At 42.4% G+C, this 22,480-nt stretch carries 16 protein-coding genes and 1 rRNA gene; 16 read left to right on the top strand and 1 reads right to left on the bottom strand.

What is annotated here, in order from left to right:
* Nucleotides 1-7 precede the first annotated feature (7 nt).
* The 15 genes from MKY87_RS12405 to ligA all read left to right on the top strand — a co-directional run bounded on the left by MKY87_RS12405 (nucleotide 8) and on the right by ligA (nucleotide 18,676).
* A complete protein-coding gene (locus MKY87_RS12405; RefSeq protein WP_340964623.1) occupies nucleotides 8-1,378 on the top strand; it encodes a glycosyltransferase family 4 protein in 1,371 nt (456 codons plus the stop codon).
* Between the two features lie 25 nt (nucleotides 1,379-1,403).
* A complete protein-coding gene (locus MKY87_RS12400; protein WP_340964621.1) occupies nucleotides 1,404-2,312 on the top strand; it encodes a decaprenyl-phosphate phosphoribosyltransferase in 909 nt (302 codons plus the stop codon).
* Nucleotides 2,313-2,323: 11 nt separating this feature from the next.
* Nucleotides 2,324-4,159: a hypothetical protein gene (locus MKY87_RS12395; protein WP_340964618.1), complete on the top strand. Its 1,836-nt coding sequence runs from the start codon at nucleotides 2,324-2,326 to the stop codon at nucleotides 4,157-4,159.
* A gap of 157 nt (nucleotides 4,160-4,316) precedes the next feature.
* On the top strand, nucleotides 4,317-4,529 hold the full coding sequence (locus MKY87_RS30745) for an SMR family transporter (RefSeq protein ID WP_445669455.1): 213 nt from the start codon (nucleotides 4,317-4,319) through the stop codon (nucleotides 4,527-4,529).
* Nucleotides 4,530-4,835: 306 nt separating this feature from the next.
* The gene (locus MKY87_RS12390) at nucleotides 4,836-5,579 is read left to right on the top strand and encodes a sugar phosphate nucleotidyltransferase (protein WP_340964616.1); all 744 of its coding nucleotides are present in this window, start codon (nucleotides 4,836-4,838) and stop codon (nucleotides 5,577-5,579) included.
* Between the two features lie 19 nt (nucleotides 5,580-5,598).
* Complete coding sequence (gene rfbC / locus MKY87_RS12385; protein ID WP_340964614.1) at nucleotides 5,599-6,159, top strand: dTDP-4-dehydrorhamnose 3,5-epimerase; 561 nt, start codon at nucleotides 5,599-5,601, stop codon at nucleotides 6,157-6,159.
* Between the two features lie 18 nt (nucleotides 6,160-6,177).
* On the top strand, nucleotides 6,178-7,203 hold the full coding sequence (gene rfbB, locus MKY87_RS12380) for a dTDP-glucose 4,6-dehydratase (RefSeq protein WP_340964612.1): 1,026 nt from the start codon (nucleotides 6,178-6,180) through the stop codon (nucleotides 7,201-7,203).
* Nucleotides 7,200-8,069, top strand: a complete 870-nt coding sequence (gene rfbD, locus MKY87_RS12375; protein WP_340964610.1) for a dTDP-4-dehydrorhamnose reductase — start codon at nucleotides 7,200-7,202, stop codon at nucleotides 8,067-8,069. Before rfbB ends, rfbD begins: the two co-directional genes overlap by 4 nt.
* Before the next feature lie 91 nt (nucleotides 8,070-8,160).
* Nucleotides 8,161-9,099, top strand: coding sequence for a glycosyltransferase family 2 protein (locus MKY87_RS12370; RefSeq protein ID WP_340964609.1), 939 nt, complete (start codon nucleotides 8,161-8,163; stop codon nucleotides 9,097-9,099).
* A gap of 134 nt (nucleotides 9,100-9,233) precedes the next feature.
* Nucleotides 9,234-10,181: a glycosyltransferase family 2 protein gene (locus MKY87_RS12365; RefSeq protein ID WP_340964607.1), complete on the top strand. Its 948-nt coding sequence runs from the start codon at nucleotides 9,234-9,236 to the stop codon at nucleotides 10,179-10,181.
* Nucleotides 10,178-11,578, top strand: coding sequence for an undecaprenyl-phosphate glucose phosphotransferase (locus MKY87_RS12360; protein ID WP_340964604.1), 1,401 nt, complete (start codon nucleotides 10,178-10,180; stop codon nucleotides 11,576-11,578). The genes MKY87_RS12365 and MKY87_RS12360 overlap by 4 nt, the downstream gene beginning before the upstream one ends.
* A gap of 124 nt (nucleotides 11,579-11,702) precedes the next feature.
* Nucleotides 11,703-12,578, top strand: coding sequence for a phosphatidylinositol-specific phospholipase C/glycerophosphodiester phosphodiesterase family protein (locus tag MKY87_RS12355; RefSeq protein WP_249912618.1), 876 nt, complete (start codon nucleotides 11,703-11,705; stop codon nucleotides 12,576-12,578).
* Between the two features lie 115 nt (nucleotides 12,579-12,693).
* Nucleotides 12,694-13,389 (top strand): heptaprenylglyceryl phosphate synthase, encoded by a 696-nt coding sequence (locus MKY87_RS12350; protein ID WP_340964602.1) that lies wholly within the window; start codon nucleotides 12,694-12,696, stop codon nucleotides 13,387-13,389.
* A 636-nt stretch (nucleotides 13,390-14,025) separates the two neighbouring features.
* Entirely contained in the window at nucleotides 14,026-16,380 is a 2,355-nt protein-coding gene (pcrA, locus tag MKY87_RS12345; protein ID WP_340964600.1) for a DNA helicase PcrA, read from the top strand.
* A gap of 274 nt (nucleotides 16,381-16,654) precedes the next feature.
* Complete coding sequence (gene ligA, locus MKY87_RS12340) at nucleotides 16,655-18,676, top strand: NAD-dependent DNA ligase LigA (RefSeq protein WP_340964597.1); 2,022 nt, start codon at nucleotides 16,655-16,657, stop codon at nucleotides 18,674-18,676.
* 128 nt (nucleotides 18,677-18,804) lie between these two features.
* Here the strand turns inward: ligA and MKY87_RS12335 are convergent, their stop codons facing one another.
* Nucleotides 18,805-20,178, bottom strand: coding sequence for a molybdopterin-dependent oxidoreductase (locus MKY87_RS12335; protein ID WP_340964595.1), 1,374 nt, complete (start codon nucleotides 20,176-20,178; stop codon nucleotides 18,805-18,807).
* Between the two features lie 710 nt (nucleotides 20,179-20,888).
* Here MKY87_RS12335 and MKY87_RS12330 point away from each other — a divergent pair.
* Nucleotides 20,889-22,441: ribosomal RNA gene (locus MKY87_RS12330) — 16S ribosomal RNA — on the top strand.
* Nucleotides 22,442-22,480 lie beyond the last annotated feature (39 nt).

The following is a 22,480-nucleotide window of genomic DNA, read 5'->3' as shown; positions in this document are numbered from 1 at the left end:
GTGGGCTTTGAAAAAGTTAGCTTACTTTTCACCGTTAAATCCAATAAAATCAGGAATTTCTGATTATAGTGAAGATTTACTTCCCTTTTTAAATGGTGAATTTGATATCGATGTGTATGTTCCTAATAATTTTAGGGTTGAAAACGAAAAAGTGCGAAACGTTTGTAAAATTAGAGAATTTTATGAATTTGAGGACTTGATTAATAAAAATGAATATCATGTTGTACTGTATCACATAGGAAACAATTATGCTGCGCATAATGAAATTTATGAGTTTGCTATCAAATATCCTGGAATTGTTGTATTACATGATTATTCACTGCATCACTTTTTTGCTGCTAAAACATTAGAGCAAGGCAATATTTCGGCGTATAAAGAAGAAATGTTTTATTGTCATGGTAATGAAGGTCTAAATAAAGTGAATGAGTTTCTGAATCATAAAATTCCTCCTATTTGGGAAGCTGACTCTTTAAATTATCCCTTGAATTTAAGGTTATTAGACCGCTCGGCTGGTATAATTGTACATTCTCAATTTGCTTTGCAACTGTTGAAGAAACAAGCACCATATACTCCAATAGGTGTTGTGCCGTTGCCAGCGCCTTATATTACGGATATAGATTTAATATACTCCAAAATGATAATTGAGAGAGAAGCATTGGACATCAGTAAGGACGACTTCATTATTTGTTCGTTAGGATATGCGAACATTACCAAAAGGATAGATAAAATAATCGAAGCACTAAAATTTATTAAAGCAAATAAACTCATTGAGAATTTTAAGTTTTTTATAGTCGGTGAAATTGCTGAATCGTATCCACTACAGGATTTAATAAAAAAAAACAATTTAGTAGATGAAGTCATATGCACAGGCTATGTAAGTTTAGATCAATTTGATCAATATATAGCAGCATCGGATATGTGTATCAATTTAAGATATCCGACTCAGGGCGAAAACTCAGCAAGTTTACTCAAAATATTGGGTCATGGAAAACCGGTAATTACTACAAATATAGGATCATTTAGTGAGTTTCCTGATCAAATTGTTTATAAGATTAGCTATGGGGAAACGGAAATCGAAGAAATTGTTGAAGCTATAATGAAAATAGTAAACCATAATAAAGATGTAACTGGACGAGAAATTATAAACTATACTAAACAATATAATAGTATGGAAGTTTGTTTGGAAGGATATAAACAGTTTTCTGATAATATTATAGATGGAAACAATGCTAATTTAAATCTAGAATTTGATAAATATACATCTGAGTATATAAAGAGAATTTCCCTTTTTTTCAATATGGAGAATTGCGAGAGGGATATAATTGATGAATATCTGGATGCTAACATACTTATGTTAATAAATGCATTTAGAAAATAGTTGTTTTGGAAGGGGATTTTAGCTTTTGAAGAATGAAGTGAATTCGCTGGTATTGAATAAATTTGAAAAAAATATTATTAGTCTTTATTTTGAGGAAATGAGATGGAAACAATGGACAAAAAATGTACTTGTATTTGCTGCTCTTATTTTTAGTATTGAGAAACTAGATAGTACAAAAGTAATTTACTCTTTGCTAGGCTTCATTTGTTACTGTCTAATTTCAAGTTGTATATATATATTCAATGATTTTCTAGATAGACATTCAGATCGTTTACACCCTGTTAAAAAATTTAGACCAATCGCATCAGGAAGAATAAACCCTTATCAAGCTTTAATATTTGCTGCATTATTATTTTTATTAACAATTATCGCATCTTTTTATTTAAGTTTAATTTTTGGTATTGTGATTTCAGGGTATTTTTTACTTAATCTCTGCTATTCTGTAAAAATGAAACATATAGTTATTTTAGATATTATGGCTATTGCAGCTGGTTTTGTGTTGAGGGCAATTGGTGGTGCAGTAGTTATTAACGTTTATCTGACTCCTTGGTTTTTAGTGTGCACAATGTTGTTAGCACTTTTCCTTGCTGTTAACAAGAGAAGAAATGAATTGATTATATTGGAGAAAGATGGGGCAGGTCACCGGAAGGTTCTTTCGAAATATTCAGTTTCTCTTATAGACCAAATGAACAATATAGTTACTTCATCGACAGTTGTTAGTTATGCACTTTTCACCTTCACTTCAGGTAGGACTGTTCATTTGATGTGGACTATCCCATTTGTGCTTTATGGTATATTCAGATATTTATATCTAGTATACGTTAATAATGAAGGTGGAGCACCTGAGAAAGTACTTTATAGTGATAAGCCCCTTCTAATAACTGTAGTGCTATATGTAATAGCTACAGTATTAATACTGTATATATTTGGATGAGGAGCATGGCAATGAAATGTAGAAAAAGTGCATTAAGCCAAAGGATTATTTTTTTTCTTTGGGTAATAATTTCTATTGTTGTACTTATAGGATCCATCCTATATAAGCCAACATTAACTGGGGATGGGCGTGAATATCTGGGGATGACAATCTCTTTTAAAAATCATTTATCTCCAGAACTCTTAGCATCAGATATCCATGAAAGAAACCTTGTAGAAACTAGTAATAATATTAATTATCCAGAAGGTACTGATTATTCAGGTTATTTCGAAAGTAAAACAGGTACGTATTACTCTTACCACTTTTGGTTCTATTCTTTACTTAATTTAGTTCCTTATTCAATTCTTGATGCATTTAATTTGAATGTATTAAATAGTTTTCAAATAACTAACAGTGTTCTTTTTTTAATTATGTTATTAAAGATAATAAGAACGAGTATCTTTAAAACAATAGGATTAAAAATAGCAGTATTAATTTTTAATCTTTTCAGTCCTATAATCTTATATATCCACTGGACTCATACAGAAGTTTTTAGTTATGTGATGATATTTTTAGGGTTGATATATTATTTCGAAGAGAAACCAAAGGCTTCAGTATTATTTTTTTCGTTAGCGGCCTTACAAAGCCCAGCAATTTCAATACTTTCTTTATATGTTCTACTTAGTGAGTTGTTAAAAGAAAAAACTAATTTATTCAAGGATCGAAGATCTTTACTAAATTACTTGTTATTAGGTGCTGTATCCACAATTAATATTATGCCTTTCTTGTTCTATTATTTCCATTTTGGAGAATTTAGTTTAATAACAGCTACAGGATATTCATCTCTTGAGCTCATAACAATAAGAAAGGTGCTCAGCCTATTTTTTGATTTAAATTTTGGGTTAATTATTTATACACCAGTATTAATAATAAGTATGTTATATCTTGTGATAAAAAAACACAAAAATGCAATTGTAATGTTTACGTTACTTATTCTAATGTCTATAGTAAATGCCACACAGTTAAATTGGAATTCTGGAATGATGTATATTAATCGATATTCTGTTTGGTATATTCCGCTCATGATTTTTGGTGTGATTTTTTACTTTAATAAAATGAAGATAAAAAAATTATATTTAATAATAGCAATATTCATCTTTACTACTGGAAGTGTTACAGTGTATTGCTTAAAGCAGTATGATTATAGTAATTATCTTAGATTTAGCCCAGTAGCTAAATTAATCATGAATAATTATCCAAGACTATCTAACCCTGTCCCAGAGATTTTTTATGAGAGGGCTTTGGGGTTAGAAAAAATGGAAAATGTAAAATTCCCTATTTCTTTGATTAATTCAGATGGACAAGTCAGAAAAACGTTAGATAGAAATTCGATGGAGGAAGGTAAAGAGTTTTATTATGATAACGGTAAGTTCAACTTTAACCTCAGTAAGAATCTATTTACAATATTAGATTTAAAAGCTGGGGAAGATATATTTAATGAAGCTGTAAGTGCTGGATTTGTTAGAGGGTGGTACAGTATTGAGGGTGAGGAATACAACAAATATAGATGGATGGGAAGTATATCAGAATTAATTTTTAAAACCGATTCATCTAAAAAGAGAATGAAATTCTCAATAACAAGTTTTCAAAAGGATAGGAATATAACAATCAATTTAAATAACAAAAAGGTTTTCTATGGAAGTATTCCGAAGGATACTGAAACAAAGATTGAGGTAGAAATCGACAACTCAGGATTCAATTACATGACAATTATTAGTGAAGATGGGACCGATAAGCCGAGTGATTTTCTTGGAACCAATGATAATAGGGATATCAGTTTTAGTATAGGTTCAATAAATTTAGAGTAGGTGAAGTATGAAAGGTTCACTATTTTTAGTTTCTTTCATCAATCATTTTAAGTTCTCTAGCTCAAGTATCTATGAAATTCGGAACCAATAGGATAAATACTCTTGATCTTATATCACTATCTGAAAAACTAATAAATATTTTACTAATTTTTATGTTATTCTTGGTTTGTTTTTTTACGACATTTCTGCAATTGTATGGATTGTCGAATTAGCAAAAATTCCACTATCTATTGCGTATCCAATGGTAGGTTTGAGTTATGTTATGGTAGTAATTCTATCCGCATTCTTTCTCAATGAACAATTAAATAATATGAAAATTTTCGGTTTAATATTAATAGTTCCTGGAGTTTACACAATATCGAGGTCCTAGCCTTTATTAACGCCGTTATGCTCAGGTTCAATCAAAAAGGTAGTTAATTTCTGTAAATATTGAAATAATGAAAATGTAATTATTTTTTCCAACAATTTGCTTATGAGACATATTGAATCATAAGGATATATTAAGGCAGGTTTTAGGCGGTTTATTTATGTGGATAATTGTGTTTTTTTTTAGTTTGTTAGTATTATGAACTATTGTTAAGACACCAGCGTTTGTCTAATAGTTGTGATAAAACTAATAATTGTATAAGCTCAAACTACAGAGTTCATAAATCAATTGGCTTTCCAGGAGGTTACTATGAAAGGGATAATTCTTGCAGGTGGGACAGGATCTCGCCTTTTTCCTTTAACCAAGGTGACTAACAAGCATCTATTGCCAGTTGGTAAATACCCTATGATTTTTCATCCTGTATACAAGTTGAAGCAGGCAGGGCTAACCGATATATTGATCATTACTGGTAAAGAACATATGGGTGATGTGGTCAATTTGTTGGGTAGCGGAAGTGATATGGGTGTTTCTTTTACGTATCGTGTTCAGGATGAAGCTGGTGGCATTGCTCAAGCTCTTGGCCTTGCTGAGCAATTTGTGGGAGATGACCAGATAGTAGTCATTTTGGGAGATAACGTGTTTGCTGATAATATAAGCATTTATGTGGACAGGTTCCGTGAGCAGAAGTATGGGGCCAAGATACTGATCCAGATGGTCTCGGACCCTCAGCGATTCGGGGTGCCTGAGTTGAAGGGAGATAATATCATTTCCATAGAGGAAAAGCCGCAGCACCCCAAAAGCAGTTACGCAGTTACAGGCATATACATGTTTGATCACAATGTCTTTGATATTATTAGAACATTGAGACCTTCAGATCGAGGCGAATTGGAAATCACAGATGTGAATAATGCATATATTAAACGAGGAGCACTTACCTACGATATTCTCAAAGGCTGGTGGACGGATGCAGGTACACATACATCCCTAGATCGTGCCAATGAGTTGGCACAAGAGATTGTTTTTGGTGAGGAATTTGGGAAGTTAAAATTATAATTTAAAGGGGAGCTCAGTGATGAAAGTGACTTCCTCAAAGTTACAGGGGGCTGTTCTGCTCGAACCGGTGGTTCACGGAGATCACCGGGGTTTTTTTATGGAAAGCTATAACGACCAGCTTATGAAGCAGCACGGACTCCATTATCATTTCATTCAGGATAACCAATCTTTGTCTGCGCAGCCTGGCGTATTGCGAGGTTTGCATTATCAGCTCAGCCCTAAATCGCAAACGAAGCTGATTCGTGTCATATCCGGTGCAATTTACGATGTCATTGTGGACATCCGCCAAGGGTCGCCAACCTTTGGTCAGTGGGAAGGATTTATCCTGAGTGAGCAGAACCACCGTCAACTATTGGTACCCAAAGGATTTGCCCATGGCTTCTGTACCCTAGTGCCAAACACCCAAGTCTTGTACAAAGTAGACGAATACTATTCCCCGGAGAACGACCGAGGCATATTATGGAGTGACCCGGCACTTGGAATTGATTGGCCTACATCGAATCCGGTCTTGTCCGATAAGGACCAAAGGCACCCTATGCTTAAGGATGCGGAGATCAATTTCAATTTTGAAGTGAAGTAATTAGGAGGTTTCCAACAGATGAAACTGCTCGTTACCGGCGGTGCCGGATTTATCGGAAGTAACTTTGTCATGTATATGCTTGAGCGGTACCCAGACTATGAAATTATCAACGCAGATGCACTCACATATGCGGGCAATCTGGAGAACTTAAAACCACTTGAAGGCAACAAACGCCATACCTTTGTTAAAGCAGATATCACTGACGCCAAGGAGATGGACCGCCTGATTGATCAGGGCGTGGATGTGGTTGTTAACTTTGCGGCCGAATCTCATGTGGATCGCAGTATCCTGGAACCGGATGTGTTTGTACGAACGAACGTCAATGGTACTCAGGTATTGCTGGATGCTGCGAAGAAGCACAATATAACCAAGTTTGTTCAAGTATCCACCGATGAGGTATATGGCACTCTTGGTGCGACAGGCTTGTTTACAGAAGATACGCCTCTACAGCCTAACAGCCCATATTCAGCCTCCAAGGCAGGAGGAGATTTGCTGGTACGCGCTTATCATGAAACCTTTGGTCTTCCTGTGAATATTACACGCTGTTCTAACAACTATGGTCCACTCCAGTTCCCGGAAAAGCTTATCCCACTCATGATCTCACGTGCGTTGAATGATGAGGCTCTACCAGTATACGGTGACGGGTTGAACATTCGTGATTGGCTCTATGTAGAGGACCACTGTAGCGCAATTGATCTTGTTATTCATAAGGGACGTAATGGTGAGGTGTACAATATCGGTGGCAATAATGAGCGAACGAACGTACACATTGTCCAAACCATCTTGGAGCAACTGGGCAAACCTGAATCTCTGATCCAATATGTACAGGACCGTCCTGGACATGATCGCAGATATGGCATTGATCCGACTAAAACAATGACTGAACTTGGCTGGAAGCCCAAACATAATTTTGAGACAGGAATTAAGGAAACGATACAGTGGTATCTCGATAATAAGGAATGGTGGACTCGTATTCAATCGGGCGCTTATCAGGATTACTACGAAAAACAATACGGTTCTCGTTTGGGAGACGCCAAGGCATGAAGGTTCTGGTAACGGGAGCAAGCGGACAGCTCGGACGCGATGTGGTGCTTCTTTTGGAAAAAGTGGGGCATGATGTTCTAGCATGTGATCGGGATCAGATGGATATTACGAATCAGGTACAGTGTAATGATGTCATATTGTCATATGTGCCTGAGGTCATCATTCATTGTGCGGCTTATACAGCTGTAGATTTAGCCGAGACGGATATTGATGGAGCGTATAAGGTGAATGCGGTGGGAACGCGCAATGTTGCTGTAGCGGCAGAGAGAATCGGAGCTAAACTGATTTATATTAGTACGGACTATGTCTTCGATGGCCATTCCACTAACCCCTATCAGGAATATGATGACACGAATCCGCAAAGTGTGTACGGCAAATCCAAGCGAGCTGGAGAGTGGCTGGTACAATCTTTGTCCTCCAGATGGTTCGTTGTACGAACGTCTTGGGTATACGGAATTCACGGGAATAATTTTGTCAAAACGATGTTGAAGCTGGGCCAGGAAAAACCAAAATTGCAGGTTGTTCATGATCAAAAAGGATCGCCTACGTATACGGTAGACTTGGCAGGATTCCTTATGGAACTCATAGCAACAGAAATGTATGGAATATACCATGCCTCCAATAGTGGTACCTGCACATGGTATGAATTTACTCAGGCTATATTTGAAGAGGCTCAAACCACCGGAGGGGTATCCATTCAAGCAAAATTGGAACCTTGCACAACCGAACAGTTTCCAAGACCGGCTCCTAGGCCTGTCAATTCAGTGATGGACCATATGTCCATTCGGACAAATGGCTTGACGGATCTCCGCCCATGGCGGGACGGACTAAAAGATTTTATATTTTCCTTGTCAGAAACGAAATAATTATAACATCCTCTTAGGTAACTCTCGCTCTGTTATTTCTGAGCGGGAGTTTTCGTATATAATGAAGAAAAGTTAATTTTTGAGGTGAAACGTGAACCAGCCTAAAGTATGTGTCATGCTTTCTACATATAACGGAGCAAAGTACATTGATGAACAACTCGAAAGCCTTCTTGCACAGAGTCAGGTAGATGTCCACATTCATATCAGGGATGATGGTTCTTCCGATGAAACTGTCCAGAAGGTTCGTGGGTATGCCAAGGCATATCCGGATCTGATTCGTATGATTGAAGGGGAGAATGTAGGCGTAATCGGAAGTTTTTTTGAATTAATGCGTCAAACGCAGCCTATATACGACTTCTATGCATTTTGTGATCAAGATGATGTGTGGCTACCGCATAAACTGAGTGGAGCTGTAGAGAAGTTGCAATCCAGACCATCGGGCGTAGCATTGATGTATTGTTCTTCTACACAGATGGTAGATCAGGATCTAAACTACCTAAACATATGGCCTCATCTGCCTCCAAAGCCGCTCAGCATCTACAATGCTCTGGTAGAAAACTGTTGTGTTGGTTGTACCATGGTCTTGAACCCAGTCACATTCGAGCAGATCAGGGCGAATGCCCCGTCTGATCTAACCCACATCATTATGCATGATTGGTGGATATATCTTTTTGTTAGCACCTTTGGTGAAGTGATATTTGATGAAGAGCCAACTATTTTGTATCGGCAACATCAAGGGAATGTTCTTGGCGGGAGCAATGATAAATGGTTTATAAAATGGAAGAATAGGTGGGACCGTTTCTTGAATGGAAAGAATCATTCAATTTTGAGTAATCAAGCGAGATTATTCTTGGAACTCTATAGGGATAAGTTATCTACTCAGCAGCAGAAGAACTTGCAACATTTTTTAAACCAACTAGACTGCAATGGAGTAAAGAGAATTGGTTATGCGATAAAAATGCCCTTTTACCGTCAGGTATTTTTAGATAACATTGTTCTTAAGCTTATATACGTGTTGAGGAAAATATAAATCGAGCTATTGCCCCTGATTCAAACTCATCCGCCCATAATATGCTATACTTTCAATAGTTAAACATAGAGATAAAGTCAGGAGTTTTTAAAATGCTTCAATCAACAGATACTCCTTTGTGGGAGGCATCAAAAATGAATAATACGTACCTACTTGACGGCAGCATCATCATCGTCAACTATAATACACGCCAGCTAACACTGGACTGTCTGGCATCGGTGTATGCATCCCAAACCTCTTACAAATACGAAGTCATTGTTATAGACAATGCGTCTCATGATGGTTCGGTGGAAGCGATTCGTGAGGTTTACCCGGACGTCCAACTTATAGCTAATCAAAACAACACAGGTTTCGCCGTAGCCAATAATCAAGGAATGGAAGTAGCCAAAGGACGCTATATCCTCCTCCTCAATTCTGACACGGTTGTCCAGCCAGATACGCTCCACACTATGATCTATTTCATGGATCGCCATCCTGAGATGGGCGCATCTGGCTGTAAGGTGATTCTTCCTGATGGCTCCTTGGATAAGGCGTGTAAGCGTGGATTTCCTACACCAACGGCATCATTTTATTACGCTTTCGGTATTTCTCGTCTTTTCCCGGATCGGACAAAATTCAATCAATACCAACTGGGACATCTTAGTCCTGATGATGAATATCCCGTAGACTGTCTAGTCGGTGCATTCATGCTTGTACGTCGAGAGACAATTGACCAGGTGGGTGGGTTGGATGAGACGTTCTTTATGTATGGAGAAGATATTGATTGGTGTTACCGCATCAAAGAAGCGGGCTGGGGCATTTTTTATTATCCGCGTACATATATTGTGCACTATAAGGGCGGCAGTGCTCGTCGTAAACCTTTGAAAATAACGTATGAGTTTCATAGAGCGATGTGGGTGTTCCACCGCAAACACTACGCGAAGAAGTACAATCTACTCACGAATACAGCTGTGTGGGTGGGCATCTCTCTCAAATTTACTTTGTCCCTGCTGCGCAGCAAATTGTCCCTTCCTTCTCGACAAGGGCAGACTGCAACCCGCATGAGAGCGGAGAATGAAGCATCTTCCGAGGTGAACCCATGATTCGGCGTAATCAACGATTTCTAACTCAATTGTATATTGCGGCTGATTTTGGCGTGATTCAGATTTCATTTTTGCTAGCCTGGTGGCTGAAATTTGAGAGTGACCTGTTAACGAACCAAAATCCACTACCTATAGAGAAATATATGATGTGGAGCTTGGTTTACGCAGCTCTTGCTATCATCACAGGACTGATGTCCTCTCTGTATATAGCCAAGCGAAAAAAACGATTTGTAGACGAACTTTGGAGAATCCTCCAATCTCATGGCATAGCCTTCTTCATGTTGCTGAGCCTGATGTTCTTTTTCAAGGAAGTAAATATCTCACGTGCATATCTCGCCATGTATATGATTGGCAATGTATCATTCACACTGTTTTATCGCTATATAGTGAAAGTGCAGCTGAAACGCTTGCGTAAAAAAGGCTTCAACCGTCAGTTTGTGCTCATCCTTGGTGCTGGATCACTAGGTAAACGTTTCTATGACAACCTTAAAAATTATCCTGAACTTGGATATGAAGTAACTGGATTCCTGGATGATTATCGTCACTGGGATCAGAGTGAACAGAAAAGATACAAACCTATCCTTGGACGAATTGATGAACTGGAAGAATTCTTGTCTACGCACCTTGTTGATGAAGTCATTCTGGCATTACCTCTGGATGCTCATGATAAGTATTCGCATATTATCAATGTGTGTGAGAAGGCAGGGGTCCGGACACTAATCATTCCTGATTTCTTTGATTACTTGCCAGCACGGCCTCATTTCGACAACTTTGCGGGTATGCCCATGATTAATGTCCGTGATATTCCGCTGGATATTGCGGTGAACCGATTGATGAAGCGAACCTTTGACATAGTGTTCTCGCTAGTGGCGATTCTGTTAACTTCTCCGGTAATGCTCGTTGTCGCGGTAGGAGTAAGATTGACTTCTGCAGGACCAGTCATCTTCAAACAAGAGCGAGTAGGACTTAACCGACGCAACTTCATGATGTTCAAATTCCGCTCGATGAAAGTCATTCCTGAGGGCACAATAGACACTGGATGGTCCATTAAGGATGATCCGCGTCGAACCGTTTTTGGCACTTTTATAAGACGCACAAGCCTAGATGAGTTACCTCAATTTTTCAACGTTCTGATGGGTCATATGAGTGTAGTTGGCCCTAGGCCAGAACGTCCTTACTACGTGAACCAATTCCGGGATGAAATCCCGAAATATATGATCAAACACCACGTCCGCCCGGGAATAACAGGATTAGCACAGAGCAAAGGACTGCGCGGAGATACCTCAATCGAGGATCGTATTGAACAAGATATCTTTTACATTGAAAATTGGTCTTTATTATTTGATATCAAAATCATATGGGAGACTATTCGCAAAGGCCTTAAGAATGCTTACTGAGATTCACAATTCATTTAATCTTGCATACCACCATTTAACAGCCGCCTCGGGCGGCTATTTTGTTTTGCACCTCATCAATTCGGGTAGTTAGCTATCAAAAAGGTACTGAGGATGTGAATGCTATATGAAACGCATTGCCGCCGTGTTAATACTACTGATTGTTACCGTGGGCACACTCTTTTTCGCCTATGAAAGTGAGAGTGAGGAACAACGGGACGGATTTACCGCTTATAGATTAATCGCCCACGCCATGGGCAGCATTCGTGATCAACCATATACCAACGCCTATGAAGCGATGATTGCCAATTACGAGAAAGGCACACGTGTTTTTGAGATCGACTTTATGCTGACATCGGATCGCAAAGCCGTAGCCAGACATGAGTGGACCGCTAATATGAGTAAAATGCTAGGACAGGACCAAGAGCTTCCCGAGGAAAAACAGGCCGGAGCGTTGACACATGATGAATTCATGGATACGCCAATCTTGGGCATGTACCAACCCATGGATGCCGATGGCATTATAGATGTACTGGCTCAGTACCCGGATATGTATATCGTAACCGACACCAAGGAACAGAAGGATGAGGATATACAGCAGGTGTTAAGATCCCTCGTGGATGCAGCCAAAGAACATGATCCATCCGTGCTGGATCGAGTGGTTGTACAGATCTATAACGAACCGATGCTTGAAACGGTGAAAGAAGTCTATGCATTCCCTTCCATTATCTATACGTTATATGCCACACAGGATACAGAAGATCAGGTTGTTGATTTTGTACAAAAAAATGATATTGATGCCGTGACTATGCCGGAATATAAAGTAAACCAGAATTTCGTCGCCAAGCTGAATAGTGCAGGCTCAGTCACCTACGTGCATACTATCAATGACACTGAACAGGTGGCTAACTATGAGAAATGGGGCGTGTACGGGGTGTACTCGGACGTGCTGACGGAGCAGGAGTTGGATGAGATGAATACACGTTTTGCCTGGAAACCGTAAAAATTCATGTTTTTCTGTTCCCCTTTTTATACGAACATTGACACTCACTGTCTGCTGACTTAGACTTAGTTTACAAGCTTTCTAGGATGCAGAAGAACCTCTGGAGGAATGTTCGTTGATAGACATGATTAAGCAGTGGAGACATGTATTTAAGCTTGACCCGGACAGGGAGATTACGGACGAAGAACTCGATCTAGTCTGCATGTCGGGGACCGATGCGATTATCGTCGGCGGATCTTCCGGAATTACTTATGATAATACGGTAGACCTGATGTCCCGTGTGCGTCGTTATGAGTTGCCATGTGTGCTTGAAGTATCTGATCTGGAGGCTGTTGTTCCCGGCTTTGATGGATATCTGATCCCAATGGTCCTGAATGCAACGGACAGCAAATGGATGATTGGGCATCACCAGCAAGCCATAGAGCGTTATGGTTATCTTATCCCTTGGGATCTGCTGATTGCCGAGGGTTATATTGTGCTTAATGCAAACTCCACGGTAGCGCGGTTGACTGGTGCAGATACGGATCTGACGACAGGAGCTGCCGTGGCATATGCCCAGGCAGCGGAGCGTCTGCTCAATCTTCCAATCGTATACATGGAGTACAGTGGAACGTTCGGAGATATGGAGCTTGTTGGTGAGACACACAGACAATTGGAGCGGGCACACCTTATCTACGGCGGTGGAATTGATGATCCGGAGAAAGCCTCGCAAGCTGCCCAGGTGGCAGATACCATCGTGGTAGGCAACATTGTGTACAGCGATTTGAATAAGGCACTTGAGACGGTGTTGGCCGTAAAAGGAACCATTTAATCGGTTTAGTTTACCATTCCCCCATTTTCCCCTTATGATCTGTTAAAATAGAACTTTGCCCTTACTAATTTTAAGAAGTTATATGAGCGTAATGTCTTTTACACGAGAACGATGAGGAGAGAAGTGAGTTGGAGAAACGAAATGCTCGTTAAAAGCTTTCTGTAAGAAAGCTAAATCCTAAGCATACTTCTATTACCTGATTTTGTTCTTTTTTTCTAAGAAATTTGTATACAGGGACTATGTTTACACGAAAACGGAGAGTGCAGAAGCAATCTGAAGAAACGCAGTGTTCTCTCTTGTGATTTCACTACCCTTAAATATAAGCTAAACTAAATTTTACACGAGAACGTAGAGGACAGAAATAAGCTGGAGAAGCGAAGCATTCGCCTTTATTTCCGGTTTTTAACCTCTTACCAATAATTCGTATACAGGATTATGTTTACACGGAAACGGAGAGTGCAGAAGCAATCTGAAGAAACGAAGTGTTCGTATTTATCACCGGATTTTCCCTTTATTAAAGGGAATCAAAAAATTTGGGGATAACGACGATCGGAAGATGCTGCTGCAATCGAAGTCCAAGTGTAATGGATAGATCAGGTATACCGACCAACCAACCAACGAAAGGAGCATGCATGCATGCAACCTGTAAATATACATGATGCCGTTGCACGGCTTAACACCCCTCAACGGCAAGCCGTCGAGGCGACGGATGGCCCGCTGCTGATTATGGCCGGAGCGGGCTCCGGCAAAACCCGGGTGCTGACACACCGGATTGCCTACCTCATTGCAACACGGAAAGCGCCCCCGTGGGGCATTTTAGCGATTACATTTACGAACAAAGCCGCCCGTGAGATGCAAGACCGCGTATCCCAACTGGTTGGTGGCTCCCAGGGCCGCGACATTTGGGTATCCACATTCCACTCCATGTGTGTGCGAATTTTGCGCCGGGATATTGAACGTATTGGCTTTACCTCCAACTTCAGTATTTTGGACTCATCGGACCAATTATCTGTAATTCGTAGCTGTATGAAAGACCAAAATATCGATACCAAGAAATTCGAGCCAAAAGCAGTTCAATCGATGATGAGCACGGCCAAGAATGAACTGATTAGTCCGGAGCAATATGAGAAGCAGGCAGGAGATTATTTCGAGGGTATTGTAGCGAAGATATATAAGATGTATCAGAAACGGTTAAGAGCCAACAACTCACTTGATTTCGATGATCTCATTATGCAGACCATTCAACTGTTCAAGGAAGTACCGGAAGTCCTCGACTTTTACCAAAAGAAATTCCAGTACATTCACGTGGACGAGTATCAGGATACGAACCGTGCACAGTACATGCTGTGCCGCATGCTCGCTGACAGCCACCACCGCATCTGCGTTGTAGGGGATAGTGACCAATCGATCTATCGCTGGCGCGGGGCGGATATCAGCAATATCCTGAACTTTGAGAAAGATTACCCTGAAGCAAACACGATTTTGCTGGAGCAGAACTATCGTTCAACTTCCAATATCCTGAATGCAGCGAATGAAGTGATCGGCCTGAATACAGGGCGTAAACCGAAGAAACTGTGGACGGACAAAGAGGGTGGTTCGAAAATCAAGGTATACCGTGCGGATTCCGAACATGATGAGGGGTATTTTGTTACCTCTGAGATTAGTAAAAATGTGAAGAACGGCAAATCCTATCAGAACCATGCGATTTTGTACCGTACCAACGCCCAGTCCCGGGTTATAGAGGAAATTCTGATCAAGTCTGATATTCCGTATCAGATTGTCGGCGGCATCAAGTTCTATGATCGTAAAGAGATCAAGGACATTCTGGCGTATCTGCGCCTGTTATCTAACCCCGACGATGATATCAGTCTCACTCGGATCATTAATGTACCGAAGCGTAGCATCGGTGATACAACAGTAGCGAAGCTTGCGGCTGCGGCAGGAGAGCGTGGTATTTCCATTTTCCGAGTACTTCAGGTTGTGGATGATCTTGGATTTGCAGGCCGTACACGAAATGCGCTGGTGGAGTTCTATGACATGATCGCTGCGTTGCATCAGATGGTAGAGTATCTGTCTGTAACTGAATTGACCGAGAAGATTCTTGAGATGAGTCAATACCGTCTTGAGATGCAAAATGAAAACACACTCGAATCTCGTGCACGGCTGGAGAACATTGAAGAGTTCCTGTCCGTAACGATGGAATTTGAGAAAAATAATGAAGACAAAACGCTCGTGTCGTTCCTCACCGATCTGGCATTGATTGCTGACATCGACAGCATGAACGATGACGAAGAGGATCAGAGCGACGCGGTTACCCTGATGACCATGCACAGCGCCAAAGGTTTGGAGTTCCCGGTAGTCTTTATCGTGGGTATGGAGGAAGGCGTCTTCCCTCACAGCCGGGCCTTTATGGATAATGAAGAGCTGGAAGAAGAACGCCGACTTGCTTATGTGGGGATTACTCGTGCAGAAGAGCAACTTTTCCTGTCGTGTGCCCAGATGCGTACCTTGTTTGGACGTACCACAGCGAATCCGCCTTCCCGCTTCCTGGACGAAATTCCGGATGAGCTGAAGGAAGACACTTCCATGGCTCGTGATCGTTACCGTCGTGGCAGTAGCGGAGGCGGCTCTTATGGTGGACGTGGACTAGGTTCCAGTGGAGGAAGCAACTTCGGTGGTGGTACCAAGCTCTTTGATCACCAAAGCAAAAGCGGTTCATCTGCTACCTCATCCACGCCAACTTCGCGTGTGACCACGAGCACGTCTCGCCCATCATACTCTACGCCATCATCTGCTTCCAAGCCGGTGGCTTCTAATGGTGAAGCAGGATTCAAGGCAGGAGATAAAGTGCAGCATGGCAAATGGGGGACAGGCACCATTGTTGCAGTTAAAGGTACAGGTAATGATACCGAACTGCAGATTGCCTTCCCGGCTCCGGTTGGTGTGAAACGTTTGCTTGCCGGATTTGCCCCAATTACGAAAGTAGAATAAGAACGAAACCTCCTTTTGTACGATAACGGAGAGAACAGAAATAACTTGAAGAAGCAAGGCGTTCGCCTTTATCCCTGGATTTCTACCTTTTAAAATGAATAAAAGAAATCCGGGGATAACAGCGCTCGGAAAGTTATTCTGTTATCGGAGTGGATATTCATTCATTGAAATTATGTAGTGATATCAACGATGGAACGTTTTTCTGTTATCGCAGTCCAAGTGCAATAGGAGTGTTTGTTCTACATAGATCAAATTAACGGAGGGATGGCCCTGTATGGACCCGATGCACCGGATGGAGCAACTCGTTACCGAGCTGAACCAGCATAATTATCAGTACTACACGATGGATCAGCCACAGATCAGCGATAAGGAGTATGATCTTCTGTACGATGAACTGGTTACGCTGGAACAGGAAAGCGGCATCGTTCTGCCTGATTCTCCAACACAGCGTGTGGGTGGCGAATTGCTCAAGGGGTTTACCCCACATCGCCATTTATCCTCCTTATGGAGTCTGGACAAAGCGCAGAATATTGAGCAGCTCCGTAGTTGGAATACTCGTGTACTGAAACTGATTAATGACTATAATAGCAAAAATCCCGATACGCCTTTACCGGAACCAGGTTATGTCATTGAGTTGAAGTTTGATGGATTGACGCTCAACCTGACCTACACTAACGGCGAGTTGGTACAAGCCTCTACTCGTGGTAACGGTACGGTGGGCGAAGGTATTTTGGCTCAAGTGAGAACGATCAGATCTGTCCCGCTTAAAATTCCTTACACAAGCGGCACCATTGAAGTACAGGGTGAAGGTATCATGAACTTGTCTGTCCTGGATCGATATAATTTGACAGCGGCAGAACCGCTCAAGAATGCTCGGAATGCAGCAGCGGGAGCGCTGCGTAACTTGAATCCAAAGGCGACGGCTGAGCGTCGGCTGAATGCTTATTTTTATAACGTAGGTTATTCGGATGACATTCAGTTTGCCAATCATCAGCAGATGATGGACTTCCTGCGTGAGAATCGCTTCAAAGTTAACCCATCGATTACTTATTTCCATGAGTTTGATGATGTGATGGAACAATTGGCTGCGATTCAGGAGAACCGGGGTCAACTGGACTATCTGATCGATGGAGCTGTTATCAAAATTACGGACATGCGCACCCGCGAGGTGTTGGGTTATACCGATAAATTCCCTCGCTGGGCTGTGGCCTATAAATTCGAAGCAGAAGAGACCACGACAGTTCTTAACGCTGTGGTATGGAATGTGGGTCGTACTGGCAAAGTAACTCCGCTGGCACGGGTAGAACCCGTTGAACTTGCCGGGGTAACGGTACAGAACTGTACGCTGAACAATATCGGCGATATTGAGCGCAAAAATCTGAAGTTCGCTCTGGGCACACGGGTCTTTATTCGTCGCTCCAACGACGTCATTCCTGAAATTCTGGGCAAAGTGACGGAGGAGAGTGATGGTGAGGAGATCGTCTTTCCTGAGCAGTGCCCGGCATGCGGATTCCCGCTGGAGCAACGTGGAGCGCATCTATTTTGTAACAACAGACTGGCTTGCAAACCGCAAACGGTGGCACGTATTTCCCATTTTGCTTCCCGTGATGCCATGGACATCGAGACCTTCAGTGAGAAAACAGCGATTCAGCTGTATGATGAATTGAACGTACGTGAGCCTGCCGACCTGTATACGTTACAGTTTGATGATCTGGTGAAGCTGGAGCGATTTGGGGAAAAGAAAGCGAACAACCTTATCGCTGCGCTTGAGCTTAGTAAAGATAGAGACCTGGCTTCCTTCTTATACTCACTGGGTATTCCGAACACAGGTAAATCGACAACGCGCATGCTCGCTGATCATTATCGAGATCTGCACGCCATTATGAATGCAACTGTGGAAGAACTGGTTGAACTACCCGACGTCGGTGGTATTGTGGCAGAGAGCATCGTAACTTTCTTTGCAGATCCGTTTACACAGGCGGCAATTGAGAAAATGCTCAACTTGGGTGTGAAAGCTCAGGCACCTGAGGCGCCAGCCGTTGCTGTTGTGGAAGATTCCTTTTTCAGTGGTAAAACGGTCGTCTTGACCGGAACGCTGCACCAATTGACGCGGGAAGAGGCAACGCAAAGACTGGAAGCGCTCGGAGCGAAGGTGACTGGCAGTGTGTCGAAAAAGACAGATCTGGTTATTGCCGGAGAGAAGGCAGGTAGTAAACTAACCAAAGCCCATGATCTCGGTATTCCAACGATTGAGGATGAGGATGAACTTGTACGTCTTTTGAACCCACAGGGTTAAAGGATGAATTAACAAAAGAGTTCATATAAGAAAGCCCCCGAAGACACGAATATGTGATCGGGGGCTTTTGCTATTTATCTAAATTATTTTTACAACGAATGAACGCTCACCAATCTTATCTTATGTGATCATGATCCACTTAAATTGTTAGGGATGCGCTGAGATGCGCCTGTAAGCCATGCATCCTTATCATATCCTCGCTCTTCCCAGTAACCAATATGTTCGCTGTCGATGAGTTCAATGCGATTTAACCATTTTACCGATTTATAGGCATACATCTGAGGAATGACGAGTCGTACCGGACCGCCAAGATCAGCCGGGATAGGTTTGCCATCATGCATGACAGCGACCATAATATCCTCCATTTGTGCTTGATCCATCGTAATGGCATCCGTATACACACCGTCACCGGAATAAAACTTCACACTATGAGCTTCCGGATTGACCCCGGCTTGCTTCAAAAGCTGTGCAAGAGAAATGCCTTCCCAGGTATTCTTATATACAGACCAGCCCGTTACACAGTGGAAATCACTAACCTGTACGGTACGCGCGAGCTTCACGAATTGTTCCCAGTTCCATACCTGTGCCCGTTCAACCAACCCATCAATTCGAAAAGACCAGTTAGCATTGGAGAAGGACGGTATAGGCGTAACCGTATATACGCGGAAATGACCTTCAGCTCCGCCTCCAATGGGAGGAGAGGAAGCAGACAGTGGTTGTGGTAAAGGAACCATACGGTTAGGATCGTTCTCCAGCATACTATCGATACTGTTATCAATCTTGAGATTTCGTCCTACCCAGGATATAAAAGTAGGACCAAGAGTCACGGCGAGACCAACCCCCACAGCAGAACGGATGAAAGCTCGTCGTGTATACAACGGTTGAGGTCGCTCCTCAGATTTGAGGGGATCTCTCTCGGAACTGCGATCAAACTGTGAAGAAGATATAGCAGCCGGAGTTTCTTTTTCATCCGATATTGAATCAGATGGATCAGCTGTATTTTGAGTTTTTGTTGAAGTTGTAGTAGTTTTAACCGCACGACGTGCAGGGTCCTTTAACCATTTGGTCCGAGTGATGGAGTGATAGATAATATAAGGTAAGCCCACCCAAGTCAGCAGGTCATGGATCAGAAGTGCAGCATTCGACCATCGAGGTCCAGCCAGCTTGAACTGCCATAATACAATACCCGAGAGTAGCCAGCCTACTAACAGCGCAAGAACAAAGATGGTGTTCACCCTTTGCCAAGGTCTATTACGAAGCTGCTTCCAGTGCTTTCCGGCTAAAATCAAGTAATATACCACGGGTGCCAGCATAGCTAGCCCAACGATGATATGTAGCCACTTTAACCATACACGCCCAATTCCGAGTATCTCTCGCCAAAAGCCGCCTACCAGCATAAGACCTGATATAGCAAGGATCACAACAATCCAGGCATTCCAAGCATGGATGGAAACCAACTTTTTGCCGTAACCTTTGCGCATGTTCTTCAACCATTGTTTCAATTGCGATCACCCCATATAGGTTAGTAATGAGTTTATTCAGAACTTTGATATGTAATAGCTAGCTGTGAATGGAGTACGTGATCTGTGTAAAGGTGCTATGCGAGATAGTTATACGATTGTGCATAGGCTACTTATGAAAGTAGTATACTTGACTGCTTAACCTTATCCCTATATCTATATACCTTATTATAGAGTTTTTGGATCACTTTCTTCAAACCAACAGAAGGGCAAGGATCGTTATCCCGATCGGGGCTCTAACTAAAACTCATCTAGACATTATTACTTGTGGTTATAGAAGGCAGTATTATAGAAATGATTTATTTCTTTTATATGTAATGCACTTTAAGGGTAGCCTTTCACTTGTTCAGATCATGTGCTAATCTGTCGAATACAGGTTGGAGACAAGACTCCGAAGATGAAGATATCATGATATCAAAAGGTTGATTAAAAATGCTTGCTAAATAAATCGCTACATGATATATTATTTCTTGTCGCTTCAAACGATTGATTGTCATAATCATTTGAAAGGTGACGAAAACAAAGTGTTGACAGTAAGTTAGTTAACATGATATGATAAGATTCCTGTCCGGTTGACAAACATCAACATAAACGGACATACAAGTTCCTTGAAAACTGAACAAATGGATAGTAACTTTTGATTCACAATGAATCGTCAGATTCAAAATGAGCTTATCGCTCTTTTCAATACTTTATTGGAGAGTTTGATCCTGGCTCAGGACGAACGCTGGCGGCATGCCTAATACATGCAAGTCGAGCGGACTTGAAGAGAAGCTTGCTTCTCTGATGGTTAGCGGCGGACGGGTGAGTAACACGTAGGCAACCTGCCCTCAAGTTTGGGACAACTACCGGAAACGGTAGCTAATACCGAATAATTGTTTTCTTCGCCTGAAGGAAACTGGAAAGACGGAGTAATCTGTCACTTGGGGATGGGCCTGCGGCGCATTAGCTAGTTGGTGGGGTAACGGCTCACCAAGGCGACGATGCGTAGCCGACCTGAGAGGGTGATCGGCCACACTGGGACTGAGACACGGCCCAGACTCCTACGGGAGGCAGCAGTAGGGAATCTTCCGCAATGGGCGAAAGCCTGACGGAGCAATGCCGCGTGAGTGATGAAGGTTTTCGGATCGTAAAGCTCTGTTGCCAGGGAAGAACGCTTGGGAGAGTAACTGCTCTCAAGGTGACGGTACCTGAGAAGAAAGCCCCGGCTAACTACGTGCCAGCAGCCGCGGTAATACGTAGGGGGCAAGCGTTGTCCGGAATTATTGGGCGTAAAGCGCGCGCAGGCGGTCATTTAAGTCTGGTGTTTAATCCCGGGGCTCAACCCCGGATCGCACTGGAAACTGGGTGACTTGAGTGCAGAAGAGGAGAGTGGAATTCCACGTGTAGCGGTGAAATGCGTAGATATGTGGAGGAACACCAGTGGCGAAGGCGACTCTCTGGGCTGTAACTGACGCTGAGGCGCGAAAGCGTGGGGAGCAAACAGGATTAGATACCCTGGTAGTCCACGCCGTAAACGATGAGTGCTAGGTGTTAGGGGTTTCGATACCCTTGGTGCCGAAGTTAACACATTAAGCACTCCGCCTGGGGAGTACGGTCGCAAGACTGAAACTCAAAGGAATTGACGGGGACCCGCACAAGCAGTGGAGTATGTGGTTTAATTCGAAGCAACGCGAAGAACCTTACCAGGTCTTGACATCTGAATGACCGGTGCAGAGATGTACCTTTTCTTCGGAACATTCAAGACAGGTGGTGCATGGTTGTCGTCAGCTCGTGTCGTGAGATGTTGGGTTAAGTCCCGCAACGAGCGCAACCCTTATATTTAGTTGCCAGCACTTCGGGTGGGCACTCTAGATAGACTGCCGGTGACAAACCGGAGGAAGGTGGGGATGACGTCAAATCATCATGCCCCTTATGACCTGGGCTACACACGTACTACAATGGCCGGTACAACGGGCTGCGAAATCGCGAGATGGAGCCAATCCCAACAAAGCCGGTCTCAGTTCGGATTGCAGGCTGCAACTCGCCTGCATGAAGTCGGAATTGCTAGTAATCGCGGATCAGCATGCCGCGGTGAATACGTTCCCGGGTCTTGTACACACCGCCCGTCACACCACGAGAGTTTATAACACCCGAAGTCGGTGGGGTAACCGCAAGGAGCCAGCCGCCGAAGGTGGGATAGATGATTGGGGTGAAGTCGTAACAAGGTAGCCGTATCGGAAGGTGCGGCTGGATCACCTCCTTTCTATGGAGAATCGTTTCCTGCAACGGAAACATTCAAATA

Source organism: Paenibacillus sp. FSL R7-0198 (assembly GCF_038000415.1).
Classification (GTDB): Bacteria; Bacillota; Bacilli; order Paenibacillales; family Paenibacillaceae; genus Paenibacillus.
The sequence above is the reverse complement of the archived record's forward strand: the minus strand, read 5'-3'. Positions and strand labels throughout refer to the sequence as shown.

Excerpts from the sequence above, each read along its gene's own strand:
- MKY87_RS12395 (WP_340964618.1), top strand. The coding sequence starts at position 2,324 with ATGAAATGTAGAAAAAGTGCATTAAGCCAAAGGATTATTTTTTTTCTT.
- MKY87_RS12390 (WP_340964616.1), top strand. The coding sequence starts at position 4,836 with ATGAAAGGGATAATTCTTGCAGGTGGGACAGGATCTCGCCTTTTTCCT.
- rfbC (WP_340964614.1), top strand. The coding sequence starts at position 5,599 with ATGAAAGTGACTTCCTCAAAGTTACAGGGGGCTGTTCTGCTCGAACCG.
- rfbB (WP_340964612.1), top strand. The coding sequence starts at position 6,178 with ATGAAACTGCTCGTTACCGGCGGTGCCGGATTTATCGGAAGTAACTTT.
- rfbD (WP_340964610.1), top strand. The coding sequence starts at position 7,200 with ATGAAGGTTCTGGTAACGGGAGCAAGCGGACAGCTCGGACGCGATGTG.
- MKY87_RS12365 (WP_340964607.1), top strand. The coding sequence starts at position 9,234 with ATGAATAATACGTACCTACTTGACGGCAGCATCATCATCGTCAACTAT.
- MKY87_RS12360 (WP_340964604.1), top strand. The coding sequence starts at position 10,178 with ATGATTCGGCGTAATCAACGATTTCTAACTCAATTGTATATTGCGGCT.
- MKY87_RS12355 (WP_249912618.1), top strand. The coding sequence starts at position 11,703 with ATGAAACGCATTGCCGCCGTGTTAATACTACTGATTGTTACCGTGGGC.
- pcrA (WP_340964600.1), top strand. The coding sequence starts at position 14,026 with ATGCAACCTGTAAATATACATGATGCCGTTGCACGGCTTAACACCCCT.
- ligA (WP_340964597.1), top strand. The coding sequence starts at position 16,655 with ATGGACCCGATGCACCGGATGGAGCAACTCGTTACCGAGCTGAACCAG.